This window comes from Chthonobacter rhizosphaerae (assembly GCF_013839525.1).
Classification (GTDB): domain Bacteria; phylum Pseudomonadota; class Alphaproteobacteria; order Rhizobiales; family Pleomorphomonadaceae; genus Chthonobacter; species Chthonobacter rhizosphaerae.
This window is the reverse complement of sequence record NZ_JACDIS010000006.1, coordinates 151,493-163,338: the sequence shown is the minus strand read 5'-3', so window position 1 is coordinate 163,338 and position 11,846 is coordinate 151,493. Positions and strand designations below refer to the sequence as shown.

The following is an 11,846-nucleotide window of genomic DNA, read 5'->3' as shown; positions in this document are numbered from 1 at the left end:
TGGTCACCGACGGGAACAATCGAACCCCTTCGCCGGATAGATGAGCCGGCGAAAAACCGGGCAATGGCCGGGGAGGGTGGTCCGTTCCGGGCCGCCGGCCGCTGTCATGGAAGTGTCATCAAAAGTTCATCGGGCTGTTTCCTCCCCCTCCTAGGACACCGATGCCAACCGCGAGCGTCATCGCCCGCGTGACGAAAAATGACAGGGAGTTGTCCCGTGAAGCTCATCACCACTGCCAGCGCGATCGCGCTCGCCGCCGCGGCCCTGACGGTCGCCTCCGCCGCCCAGGCCCGTGACCAGATCCGCATCGTGGGCTCCTCCACGGTGTTCCCGTACACCCAGGCCGTCGCCGAGCAGTTCGCCAACTCCACCGGCAAGCCGGCCCCGGTCGTCGAGTCCACCGGCACCGGTGGTGGCTTCAAGGCGTTCTGTGGCGGCGTCGGCGTCGATCACCCGGACGTCACCGGCGCATCCCGCGCCATCAAGAAGTCCGAGTTCGAGGCCTGCACGAAGGCCGGCGTCGAGTCGATCACCGAAGTGCTCCTCGGCTACGACGGCCTGTCGATCGCCCACGCCCGCTCCGGCACGTCGGTCAACCTGACCAAGGCCCAGCTCTTCCAGGCGCTCGCCTCGAAGGTCGAGAAGGACGGCCAGATCGTCGACAACCCGTACAAGAAGTGGAGCGAGATCGACCCGTCGCTCCCGGACGTGGCGATCGCCGTGTTCGGCCCGCCGCCGACCTCCGGCACCCGTGACGCCTTCGTCGAGCTCGTCATGCACCCGGGCTGCGACGCGTTCCCGGCCATCAAGGCCCTGGAAGGCGACGCCAAGAAGGAAGTCTGCGAGCGCATGCGCCAGGACGGCCCGTTCATCGAAGCGGGTGAGAACGACAACCTGATCGTCCAGCGCCTCGAGGCCGACCCGACCGCCCTCGGCATCTTCGGCTACTCCTTCCTCTACGAGAACCAGGACAAGCTGGTCGGCACCCCGATCGACGGCGTCGCGCCCTCGACCGAGACCATCGCCGACGGCTCGTACAAGATCTCGCGCCCGCTCTTCATCTACATCAAGAACGCCCACCGCGGCGTGATCCCGGGCCTTGAGGAGTTCGTGACCGAGTACGTCTCCGAGGCGTCCTTCGGCGAAGGCGGCTATCTCGCCGAGCGCGGCCTGATCCCGCTCGACGAAGGCAAGCGCGAGGACGTCCGCCAGGCGGTCGCCTCGTCGACGGCCATGGCCGCGCCGGCGAAGTAAGGGTAGAAGCGACGGCAATCGAGCGGACGGCGCCGACGCGCCGTCCGCGTCCGCCATCGGACGCCCCGGCGTCCACGGCTCGCAGAACTCGGACCCTCGGGGGCGACCTTGATCGGCTACGCTTTCCTTCTCATCCTGGCCTTCTCGGCCGTCGCCTATTTCGTCGGGCGGTCCACCGGTTCCCGTTTCGTCGCGACGGCGGGCGGCAAGGTCCACTCGCTGCCCGGCTACCACGGCGCCTTCGTGGCCCTGTGGGTCGGCCTGCCGGCGCTGCTGCTCCTGCTGCTCTGGGTCAGCTTCCAGGGATCCGCCATCGACCGGATGCTGCTCGCCTCCCTGCCGGAGACGCTCACGGCCGGCAAGTCCGCCTCCGAGATCGACCTTATCGTCTCTGAGATCAAGAACGTCGCCGCCGGCCGCATGTTCTCGCAGCCGTCCGCCGACATCGTCACCGTCGCCGAGCGCCTGCAGGGCTGGCACGCCATCGCCGACTGGGCGATGATCGTGGTCGCCGCCTGTCTGATGATCGTCGGCCTGGTGCTGTCCCGCCGGCTGCTCTCGCCGCGCTTCCGCGCCCGCAACGTGGTGGAGCGGATCATCTCGGGCCTGATGATCGGCTGCTCGGTCATCGCCATCCTGACCACGCTCGGCATCATCGTGTCGCTCATCTACGAGGCGGCCGCCTTCTTCCGCATGGTGCCGTTCACCGAATTCCTGTTCGGCCTGCGCTGGGAGCCGCAGATCGCCCTCCGCCCGGACCAGGTGGCCGGCCAGGGCGCGTTCGGCGCCATCCCGGTCTTCGTCGGCACCCTGCTGATCTCCTTCATCGCGCTCCTGGTGTCGGTGCCGATCGGCCTCTTCACGGCCATCTACCTCGTCGAGTTCGCGGACGAGCGGGTGCGCGCCGTCGTAAAGCCGGTGCTGGAGATCCTGGCCGGCATTCCGACCGTCGTGTTCGGCTTCTTCGCCATCCTGGTGGTCGCGCCGGCGGTGCGGGACTTCTCCAACGTGCTCGGCCTCGCCGCCTCGCCCAACAGCGCGCTCGCGGCGGGTCTCGTCATGGGCATCATGATCATCCCGTTCGTGTCGTCCCTCTCCGACGACGCCATGAAGGCGGTGCCGCGGTCCATGCGCGACGGCTCGCTCGCCCTCGGCGCAACGCCGGCGGAGACCATGACCAAGGTGATCCTGCCCGCGGCCCTGCCGGGCATCGTCGGCGGCATCCTGCTCGCCGCCAGCCGCGCCATCGGCGAGACCATGATCGTCGCCATGGCGGCCGGCCTGATCGCGTCGCTCACCATCAACCCGCTGGACAGCGTGACCACCGTCACCGTTCAGATCGTGACGCTGCTGACCGGCGACACCGAGTTCGACAGTCCGAAGACTCTCGCCGCCTTCGCGCTCGGCCTGGTGCTCTTCCTCGTCACGCTGACGCTCAACATCATCGCCCTCCAGATCGTCCGCCGCTACCGCGAGCAGTACGACTGATCGCCCCGGTCCGAAGGATGACCCTCCCATGACGGAAACGACCTATTCCGGCTCCGACGCGGCGGACCGCGGCAACGACATGGCGGCCCGGCGCAAGCGCCGCGACGCCGCCAACCGGCGCCTCCAGTACTACGGGATCGGCGCGATCTCGTTCGCGATCGGCCTTCTCGCCCTCCTGTTCGCGTCCCTGATCGTCAGCGGCTACACCGCCTTCACGCAGACCCACGTCCGGATCGACTTCCCGATCTCGGCCACCCACGTGAAGCCGGACGCAATCGACCAGGGCAACTACCGCCTCGTCGTCCGCGACGCCCTCGCCGACCTCTTCCCGGACGTCACGTCGCCGGCCGACGTGCGCTCGCTCGGTCAGATCCTGACCAACAACACCCAGTTCTTCGTCCGCGACGCGGTGCTCGCCGACCCGTCGGTGATCGGCCGGTCCGTGACGCTGGAAATCCCCGCGTCCGACCCGTTCGACCAGCTCAACAAGGGCGTCATCGACCGGAACGTGCCGGAGAACCAGCGCCGGGTGACCGACCGCCAGATCGGCTGGTTCGACCAGCTGGTCGCGCAGGACCGGGTGACGGCGCCGTTCAACTGGGCGCTGTTCACGGCCCCGAACAGCCGCTTCCCCGAACTCGCCGGGCTTTCCGGCGCCATCGTGGGCTCGGCGCTGACCCTGCTGGTCTGCTTCGTGCTCAGCTTCCCGATCGGCATCGCGGCAGCCATCTACCTGGAGGAGTTCGCCCCCAAGAACCGGTGGACCGACCTCATCGAGGTGAACATCAACAACCTCGCGGCGGTGCCGTCCATCGTGTTCGGCCTCCTCGGCCTCGCGGTCTTCCTCAACCTCATGGGCCTGCCCCGGTCCGCCCCGCTCGTCGGCGGCATGGTGCTCGCCCTCATGACCCTGCCGACCATGATCATCGTCACCCGCGCGGCCCTCAAGGCCGTGCCGCCGTCGATCCGCGAGGCCGGCCTCGGCATGGGCGCGTCCAAGCACCAGGTGATCATGCACCACGTGCTGCCGCTCGCCATGCCGGGCATCCTCACCGGCACGATCATCGGCATGGCCCATGCGCTCGGCGAGACGGCGCCGCTCCTGCTCATCGGCATGAACGCCTTCATCACGTCCGAGCCGGGCGGCATCACCGATGCCGCCACCGCCCTGCCGACCCAGGTCTTCATCTGGGCCGACAGCCCGGAGCGCGGCTTCGTCGCCAGAACCGCCGCGGGCATCCTTGTGCTTCTCGGCTTCCTCATCATCATGAACGGACTTGCGGTCTGGCTGCGGCAGCGCCTCGAGCGCACCTGGTAAGACCCCCGATCTCCTCGAACCAGAGGTACATTCCATGGCCACCGTCGCCGAAATGCCGCGCGAAACCCAGACCTTCACCACCGTCCGCACCCCGGACGCGGCACCCCGGCCCGTGAAGGTGCGCGGCGAGAACGTCAACGTCTTCTACGGCGCCAAGCAGGCGCTGTTCGGCGTCACCATCGACATCCCGGAGAAGGCGGTCACCGCCTTCATCGGCCCGTCCGGCTGCGGCAAGTCCACCTTCCTGCGTTGCCTGAACCGGATGAACGACACCATCGTGGGCGCCCGGGTGGAGGGGAAGATCACCCTCGACAACCGCGACATCTACGATACCGACCTCGACGTGGTCGAGCTGCGCGCCCGGGTCGGCATGGTGTTCCAGAAGCCGAACCCGTTCCCGAAGTCGATCTTCGAGAACGTGGCCTACGGCCCGCGCATCCACGGCCTCGCCCGGTCCAAGACCGACCTGGAGGAGATCGTCGTGTCCTCGCTCCAGCGCGCGTCCCTCTACAACGAGGTGAAGGACCGGCTGCACGAGCCCGGCACCGGCCTGTCCGGCGGCCAGCAGCAGCGCCTCTGCATCGCCCGCGCCATCGCGGTGTCGCCGGACGTGATCCTGATGGACGAGCCCTGCTCGGCCCTCGACCCGATCGCCACCGCCAAGGTGGAGGAACTGATCGACGAGCTGAGGACCAACTACACCATCATCATCGTCACGCACTCCATGCAGCAGGCGGCCCGCGTGTCTCAGCGCACGGCCTTCTTCCACCTCGGCGTGCTGGTGGAGGAGGGTCCGACCGACCACATCTTCACCAACCCCATCGAGAAGCGGACGCAGGACTACATCACCGGCCGCTTCGGCTGATCCGCCGCTCGCTCCAGGATCCCGGGAAGGGGACTTTCATGGAACACACCATCTCCGCCTACGAGCACGAGCTGCGCGATCTCGCCGGCAGGATCGCCCGCATGGGCGGTTTCGCCGAGCACCTGGTCAACGACTCGATCACGGCTCTCACGCGCCTCGACGTCAACCTCGCGCACCGGGTGATCGCGGACGACGCCCGGCTCGACACGCTCCAGCGCGAGGCCGAGGAACTGGCCATCCTGATCATCGCCCGCCGCCAGCCGATGGCGTCGGACCTGCGCGAGATCGTGGCCGCCATGCGCATCTCGTCCGACCTGGAGCGGGTCGGCGACCTCGCCAAGAACATCGCCAAGCGGGTGATCGCCATCAACGGCGCGGTCGTCCAGAAGCGCCTGATCGTCGGCGTCGAGCACCTGGCCGAGATCGCGCTCGAACAGCTGAAGGATGTTCTCGACAGCTTCACCAACCGCGACGACAGCAAGGCCGCCGCCGTGCGCCAGCGCGACGAGGAGATCGACGCCCTCTACACGTCGCTCTTCCGCGAACTCCTGACCTACATGATGGAGGATCCGCGCAACATCTCCCAGTGCACGCATCTCCTGTTCTGCGCCAAGAACATCGAGCGCATCGGCGACCACGCCACCAACATCGCCGAGACCGTCCACTACTCGGTCACGGGCCACGCGTTCGAGCTTGAGCGCCCGAAGTCGGACAGCACGAGCCTGGAGTCCATCCAGCCCTGACCCTCTGGCGGTCGGGACATGAGAGAGTGGATCGATGCCGAAGGTCTTGATCGTCGAGGACGAGGAGCCGGTCAGCCTGCTCCTGCGCTACAATCTGGAAGCCGAGGGTTACGAGGTCGAGCAGGCGTTCCGCGGCGATGACGCGGAGATCCGTCTGCGCGAGGTGACGCCGGACCTCGTCCTTCTCGACTGGATGCTGCCCGGCCTGTCCGGGATCGAGCTCTGCCGGCGCCTGCGGGCCCGGCCGGAGACCGAGCGCGTCCCGATCATCATGCTGACCGCCCGGGGCGAGGAGTCCGAGCGCGTGCGCGGCCTCGGCACCGGGGCCGACGACTACATCGTGAAGCCCTTCTCCGTGCCGGAGGTGGTCGCCCGCATCCGCGCCATCCTGCGGCGCGCCAAGCCGGAGGTGCTGTCCTCCGTGCTGGCGCTCGGCGATCTGGAGCTCGACCGCGAGACCCACCGGGTCCGCCGCGCGGGCCGGGAACTCCACCTCGGACCGACCGAGTTCAAGCTCCTGGAGTTCCTCATGCGCTCGCCCGGCCGGGTGTTCTCCCGCGAGCAACTGCTCGACGGCGTCTGGGGCCACGACGTCTACGTGGACGAACGCACGGTCGACGTCCACGTGGGCCGTCTGCGCAAGGTGCTGAACCGCACCGCCAAGAAGGACCCGATCCGCACGGTCCGCGGCGCCGGCTATTCCTTCGACGACACGTTCGCCAAGGCCGGGTGACGAACCGGCGGACATCCGTCTCTTCAAGGCGCGCGGAGACCATTCCGCGCGCCTTTTCGTTTGTTCGGTTGACTGTTTTCCACAGCGCAATCAGTCGTTCGCGCGAGCCGGTGGAACAAACCCCGGCATCATCCGTTCCGCCCCACAGTGCCTCTTCGCGGCGGGTTAGGGCCGGCCCGCCCGGGAAGGATATTGTCAGAAATGGATTTTGCGCTGTCCAGGCGGGGCGCGCGGGTCCGGTGGACCTTCGGGGGGCGCCTTTGTCAGCCTCAACACGCATCGCGTGGCTCGATATCGCCAAGGGCGGGTCGATCCTGCTCGTCGTCTTCCTGCACGCCTCGATCAAGGCCGAGGACGCGGGGATCGGCAACAGCCACATCTGGATGATCAACACCATCTTCGGGCCGATCCGGATGCCGGTCTTCTTCGCCGTCTCCGGCTATCTGGTGCGCAGCCTCATCCGCAAGGAGTGGCGGGTCGTGCTGACGAAGCGCGTCTGGCTGCTCATCTACCTGTTCGTGCTCTGGACCATCCTGCACGCGATCTACCGCCAGGGCATCCTCTACGGCCAGCCGCCGTCGGTGGTGATCGGCACCTTCCTCAACAGCCTGATCACGCCATCGTCCGAGATCTGGTTCATCCACGCCTTGGCGATCTACACCGTCGCCACCAAGGGCCTCTACAAACTGCCGCGCCATGCCCTCCTGGGGGCGGCGCTGGTGATGACCTTCCTGTCCTTCAGCGGCCTCATCCAGGTGGACGAGCATTCCCACAAGGGGCTGCTGCAGTACTACGCCTTCTTCCTGATCGGCTGTCTGTTCGGCGAGATCGCCGTGGAGCGGATCACTTCCCTCGGCGTCCTCACCCTGGCGGCGCTCGCCGTCCTCTACGTGACGCTGTTCTACGGCAAGATGGAGCTCACCGGCCTGGCGCTCGGCATGGCCGAGCTCGCCATGTGTATCACCGGCCTCCTGGTCGGCTGCCGGATGGCCGAGTGGATTTCGCGGGTTCCGCGCCTGCCGGATCCGCTCACCTATCTCGGGCACAACACCCTGGCCATCTACCTGGCCCACCCGTTCCTGCTCTCCATCATGCTGCGGCTGATCCGCCGGATCGACGGCCTGCCGTACTGGTCCAGCTACGTGGTGATCCCGGGCGTGGTGGTCGCCGCCATCGCCGGCTCGCTCCTCCTCAAGGTCGTGGTCGAGCGGGTGGGCGCCGGCTGGCTCTACGCGCCGCCGGCCTTGCCGGGCACCCGCGAGCCGGCGGAGGCGCGAGGCCGCTAGCCGGCCGCCGTCGGACTTGGGAAAGGGCAGGGGAGCCGCAAAGGCCCGCCAAGTCTTCGACGGGCCTCCTGACCGGGCCCGACCAGATGGCCGGCAGCACTGCGAAGATCGAGACCGGGCCTGCGCGCCCATCCGCCGGGTGCCCGGCGCGCCGCTCCCAGGCGCCCGCAAACACAAAAGGCGGCTGCCGTCACCGGCTAGCCGCCTTATTTGCCCTGACATCTCAGGAAGATCTGGCTCCGCGAGCAGGACTCGAACCTGCGACCATTCGATTAACAGTCGAACGCTCTACCAACTGAGCTATCGCGGATCAGCGATGGCGGTGCGTATAGCAGAGGGGTTTGGTTTTGCAAACCCCTTTTCGGGATCTCGTCCAGACCTGGAATAGGACGCAGACCGGCCCCATATCGGAACGGGGCCGATTGCTCGGGAAAACGTATGCCTCGTGTGAAAATGAACGGCCGGACGATGCCGGTGCCTCGGAACCGGATCCTGCGCATCGGCCTCGGCGTCGCCCTGCTTCTGGGCGGTCTCGTCGGGTTTCTGCCGATTCTCGGCTTCTGGATGGTGCCGCTCGGGCTCCTCGTCCTCTCCATCGATTTCGCGATCGCCCGCCGGGTCCGGCGCCGCAGCGAAGTCGCCGTCGTGCGCTGGTGGCGAAATCGGAAGGCGAGTCGCCGCATGGGCGGCCTCCACTCGTCCGGCGCCCCCGACCCGGACCGCCCCCGGCCCTGAGACGCCCCGCGCCGGTCGCCGGCAGCCGCGCCTCAGCCGACCGACAGGGCCGCCGCCCGCCCGGCCACGGCGGAAACCGCGCTGAGCCCGGCGCCCCAGCCCATGTCCACCGCCAGGAGGCGCATGGGCCAGCGCTTCAGGGTCGCCAGGTTGGTCAGGTGATAGGTGCCGTAGCAGGCGAGCCCATAGAGCCCGCCGTCGATCGCGGCGTCCCACGCGTCTCCGTCCAGAGACGGCGCGACGGCGAAATAGGCGAGCCCGGCCAGATAGGCGAGGTAGAACGCCGCCGCCGCCCCGAGCCGCGGCTTCGGGCGCAGCAGGTCGCCATATTCCGCCGCGTAGAACCCCCGCGCCACCCGCCCCAGCCAGAGCGCGTCCACCGCCAGGAACACCGCCGCGGCGGCCAGATATCCGATCAGGATCATGTCCGAACGTCCTCTCCCGCCGTCTCTACGGACGAGCCGCCGGGGCGGACGCGAATCCGCCGCGTCGGCCCTGTGGGCCGGCATCGATGTCGGACGGGGAGGAGGGGGCAAACTGGAGGCCACGGAGGGAATCGAACCCCCGTAGACGGATTTGCAATCCGCTGCGTAACCACTCCGCCACGTGGCCTCACGGTCGGAGGTATTAGGCGAGAACCCGCGGGGAGGCAAGGCCCTTTGCGATGCGGCCCTGCGGTGCGCGACGGCTCCCACCGCACGCGGGCCGGGAACCGCGCATCGGCCTTTCCACGGACCCGGGCCGCGACCCCTTGTCTCGCGTGTGCGAGAGGGCTAGAGGAACGCTAGCGCTTGAAGAACCCAGGATAACCCGATGGCCGACACCGCCGCGCTGCGTACCAAGATGGTCGATGGTCAGATCCGACCCAACGACGTCACGGACCACCGCATCATCGACGCGATGCTGACGGTGCCGCGCGAGGCCTTCGTGCCGCCCGCCCTCCGGAAGCTCGCCTACATCGACCAGAACCTCCTGGTCGGCGGCGACCCGACCCCGCGCTACATGCTGCAGCCGATGATCACCGCCCGGCTCATCCAGCAGGCCGACATCGCCTCCACCGACACCGTGCTGGAGGTCGGCGCCACCACCGGCTATACGGCCGCGATCCTGTCGCGCCTCGCCCGCAAGGTCGTCGCCCTGGAGGAGGACGCCTCCCTCGCCGAGGTCGCCCGCGCGGCCATCGCCGGGCAGGGGATCCATACGGTCGAGGTCGTCACCGGCCCCCTGGCCGCCGGATGGCCCGCCGGGGCACCCTACAACGTCATCATCGTCAGCGGCGCGGTCGAGGTCCTGCCGGACGCGCTCGCCGACCAGCTGGCGGAGGGCGGCCGGCTGCTCGTGGTCCTCGGCACCGGGCAGGCCGCGCGCGGCATGCTCTACACCCGCAGCGGCGCGGAGATCAGCGGCCGCGTCCTGATGAACGCCGCGGTGCCGCTGCTGCCGGGCTTCGCCCGCGAGCCGGCCTTCGAGTTCTGAGGCACACGCTCGCCCGGGCGCCTGTCCTTCCGCGGCGCCCGGCTGAACAGGCGGCTCGAATGGCCTGTTGTCGAGGGGCTTGGCGGGCGCCTCCGTTCCGGTCATAATGGATTAGGATTACTATATAGTTGTCCCGTCGTTTCGTAGTAGCGCACGCCGCGCGGCAATATTGGCGCGCTTCACGAACAATAACGTTCGCGCGATCATCTGCGCCAGCCACTTCGCGTGGCAATTCTTACGATGATCGGGTCTGAAGAATCCGGCTCGGCCCCGGTCTCCGATGTGACCTCGCTGCCGCAGCGTCCAGCTTTTATCCAGCTTCAGGCAAGCGTCAGCTGATCTACACTTGCGCTTGGGCCGCGAAGCGGTCTCTCCTCAGGGTGAAGAATCTCTGCGCGTCGCCCTCCGGTCGCGGCGCGCAATAGGTCGGGGCCGACGGACCCCGACGTCCTGAGGGGTCTGCCGTGTCGAACCGAATGCTGCTCGTCTCCGCCGCGCTGGTTGCTCTCCTGTCGGCCACTTCGGTCCGGGCCGAAACGCTGGCCGAAGCGCTGGCGGCCGCCTACGCGAACAACCCCACCCTCAACGCCGCCCGCGCCGAGACCCGAGCCGTCGACGAGGAGGTGCCGCAGGCTCTGTCCGGCTACCGGCCCTCGGTGAACGCCTTCGCCAACGCCGGCGCCTCCAACACCCGTGGCTTCGAGCAGCGCTCGGCCGCCGCCGGCATCACCATCACCCAGCCGATCTTTTCCGGGTTTCGCACCGTCAACGGCACCAAGGCCGCGGAGGCGTCCGTGAAGGCCTCGCGGGAGGCCCTGCGCAACACCGAGCAGAACACGCTCCTCGACGGCGTCGAGGCCTACATGAACGTGGTGCGCGACGCCGCCATCCTGCGCCTGTCGGAAGAGAACGTCCGCTTCCTGGAGGAGCAGGTCCGCGCCTCGCGCGACCGCTTCTCGGTGGGCGAGGGCACCCGCACCGACGTCGCCCAGTCGGAAGCGCGCCTCGCGTCCGCCAGCGCCGACGTGTCCGCCGCCCGGGCGAACCTTGAGTCGTCGCGCGGCATCTACATCCAGGTCATCGGCCGCACGCCGCGGAACCTGAAGTCCGCCAAGGCCGTGGACAAGCTGATCCCGCGCTCGCTCGACGCCGCCGTCGCGGCCTCCCGGTCCGACCATCCGGCCATCCTGGCGGCCGTCTACAATGCCGACGCCCAGGCCTTCAACGTGAAGATCGTCGAGGGCGAACTCCTGCCGACCGTGTCGCTCGAGGCCACCGCCCAGCGCTCGTGGGAGGACGGCTACCAGGCCGCCACCGGCAACAGCGCCCAGGTGGTCGGCCGCGTCTCCATCCCGATCTACGAGGGCGGCCAGGTCTATTCCCGCGTCCGCCAGGAGAAGGAGCGCCTCGGCCAGCGCAAGATCGAGATCGACAGCGCGCGCGATCAGGTTCAGTCGGCGCTGATCTCCGCCTGGTCGGGTCTGGAGTCGGCCCGCTCCCAGGTCGTCGCCGCCCGCTCGCAGGTGGAGGCCGGCCGCCTCGCCCTCGAAGGCGTGGTGGAGGAGCAGCGCGTCGGCCAGCGCACCACGCTCGACGTGCTGAACGCCCAGGCCGAAGTCATCTCCGCCCAGATCACCCTGGTGCAGGCGGAGCGCGACACGGTGGTGGCGAGCTACTCGGTCCTCGCCTCGGTCGGCAAGCTCAACAGCCAGACCCTCGGGCTGAAGGTCGCGTCCTACCAGCCTGAGCAGCACTACAAGGCGGTTCGCGACAAGTGGATCGGCCTGCGCACTCCCGATGGCCGCTGAAGGTCTTCGACGGGGATAAGGACAAGTCCCCGTTCGTCGTTGTGCGCAATTGCCTAACGAATCGATATACTTCGGGTGAGGCCCGAATCGTCACCGCCGCCGGGAGGCTCCGGCGGACGGGCGAGTGAACGGCTGGAGCG

The 11,846-nt window shown here is 68.3% G+C and carries 11 protein-coding genes and 2 tRNA genes; 10 read left to right on the top strand and 3 right to left on the bottom strand.

Going from position 1 to position 11,846, the window contains the following annotated elements:
- The first annotated feature begins 216 nt into the window (after window positions 1-216).
- The 7 genes from HND91_RS12795 (at window position 217) to HND91_RS12765 (ending at window position 7,687) form a co-directional block, all read left to right on the top strand.
- A complete protein-coding gene (locus HND91_RS12795; protein WP_343057336.1) occupies window positions 217-1,254 on the top strand; it encodes a PstS family phosphate ABC transporter substrate-binding protein in 1,038 nt (345 codons plus the stop codon).
- A gap of 108 nt (window positions 1,255-1,362) precedes the next feature.
- Window positions 1,363-2,742: a phosphate ABC transporter permease subunit PstC gene (gene pstC, locus HND91_RS12790; protein ID WP_181706962.1), complete on the top strand. Its 1,380-nt coding sequence runs from the start codon at window positions 1,363-1,365 to the stop codon at window positions 2,740-2,742.
- A gap of 28 nt (window positions 2,743-2,770) precedes the next feature.
- Window positions 2,771-4,060 (top strand): phosphate ABC transporter permease PstA, encoded by a 1,290-nt coding sequence (gene pstA, locus HND91_RS12785; protein WP_181706961.1) that lies wholly within the window; start codon window positions 2,771-2,773, stop codon window positions 4,058-4,060.
- Window positions 4,061-4,094: 34 nt separating this feature from the next.
- Window positions 4,095-4,925, top strand: a complete 831-nt coding sequence (gene pstB, locus HND91_RS12780; RefSeq protein ID WP_425485453.1) for a phosphate ABC transporter ATP-binding protein PstB — start codon at window positions 4,095-4,097, stop codon at window positions 4,923-4,925.
- Between the two features lie 38 nt (window positions 4,926-4,963).
- On the top strand, window positions 4,964-5,668 hold the full coding sequence (gene phoU / locus HND91_RS12775; RefSeq protein WP_181706960.1) for a phosphate signaling complex protein PhoU: 705 nt from the start codon (window positions 4,964-4,966) through the stop codon (window positions 5,666-5,668).
- A gap of 34 nt (window positions 5,669-5,702) precedes the next feature.
- On the top strand, window positions 5,703-6,401 hold the full coding sequence (gene phoB, locus HND91_RS12770) for a phosphate regulon transcriptional regulator PhoB (protein ID WP_181706959.1): 699 nt from the start codon (window positions 5,703-5,705) through the stop codon (window positions 6,399-6,401).
- A gap of 260 nt (window positions 6,402-6,661) precedes the next feature.
- Complete coding sequence (locus HND91_RS12765; RefSeq protein WP_181706958.1) at window positions 6,662-7,687, top strand: acyltransferase family protein; 1,026 nt, start codon at window positions 6,662-6,664, stop codon at window positions 7,685-7,687.
- 234 nt (window positions 7,688-7,921) lie between these two features.
- Here HND91_RS12765 and HND91_RS12760 read toward each other — a convergent pair.
- Window positions 7,922-7,997 (bottom strand) — tRNA-Asn (locus tag HND91_RS12760).
- A 158-nt stretch (window positions 7,998-8,155) separates the two neighbouring features.
- On the opposite strand from HND91_RS12760, the gene HND91_RS12755 reads away from it, so the two are divergent.
- Entirely contained in the window at window positions 8,156-8,422 is a 267-nt protein-coding gene (locus HND91_RS12755; protein ID WP_425485452.1) for a PGPGW domain-containing protein, read from the top strand.
- 32 nt (window positions 8,423-8,454) lie between these two features.
- Here HND91_RS12755 and HND91_RS12750 read toward each other — a convergent pair whose 3' ends face one another.
- Window positions 8,455-8,847 carry a DUF2177 family protein gene (locus HND91_RS12750; protein WP_181706956.1) on the bottom strand — a complete coding sequence of 131 codons (393 nt, stop codon included), beginning with the start codon at window positions 8,845-8,847 and terminating at the stop codon, window positions 8,455-8,457.
- A gap of 113 nt (window positions 8,848-8,960) precedes the next feature.
- Window positions 8,961-9,034: transfer RNA gene (locus tag HND91_RS12745), tRNA-Cys, on the bottom strand.
- 201 nt (window positions 9,035-9,235) lie between these two features.
- On the opposite strand from HND91_RS12745, the gene HND91_RS12740 reads away from it, so the two are divergent.
- The gene (locus HND91_RS12740; RefSeq protein WP_181706955.1) at window positions 9,236-9,898 is read left to right on the top strand and encodes a protein-L-isoaspartate O-methyltransferase family protein; all 663 of its coding nucleotides are present in this window, start codon (window positions 9,236-9,238) and stop codon (window positions 9,896-9,898) included.
- Window positions 9,899-10,362: 464 nt separating this feature from the next.
- Window positions 10,363-11,706, top strand: coding sequence for a TolC family outer membrane protein (locus HND91_RS12735; protein WP_343057335.1), 1,344 nt, complete (start codon window positions 10,363-10,365; stop codon window positions 11,704-11,706).
- The last annotated feature ends 140 nt before the right edge of the window (window positions 11,707-11,846 follow it).

Excerpts from the sequence above, each read along its gene's own strand:
- pstA (WP_181706961.1), top strand. The coding sequence starts at position 2,771 with ATGACGGAAACGACCTATTCCGGCTCCGACGCGGCGGACCGCGGCAAC.
- pstB (WP_425485453.1), top strand. The coding sequence starts at position 4,095 with ATGGCCACCGTCGCCGAAATGCCGCGCGAAACCCAGACCTTCACCACC.
- phoU (WP_181706960.1), top strand. The coding sequence starts at position 4,964 with ATGGAACACACCATCTCCGCCTACGAGCACGAGCTGCGCGATCTCGCC.
- phoB (WP_181706959.1), top strand. The coding sequence starts at position 5,703 with ATGCCGAAGGTCTTGATCGTCGAGGACGAGGAGCCGGTCAGCCTGCTC.
- HND91_RS12755 (WP_425485452.1), top strand. The coding sequence starts at position 8,156 with ATGCCGGTGCCTCGGAACCGGATCCTGCGCATCGGCCTCGGCGTCGCC.
- HND91_RS12750 (WP_181706956.1), bottom strand. The coding sequence starts at position 8,847 with ATGATCCTGATCGGATATCTGGCCGCCGCGGCGGTGTTCCTGGCGGTG.
- HND91_RS12740 (WP_181706955.1), top strand. The coding sequence starts at position 9,236 with ATGGCCGACACCGCCGCGCTGCGTACCAAGATGGTCGATGGTCAGATC.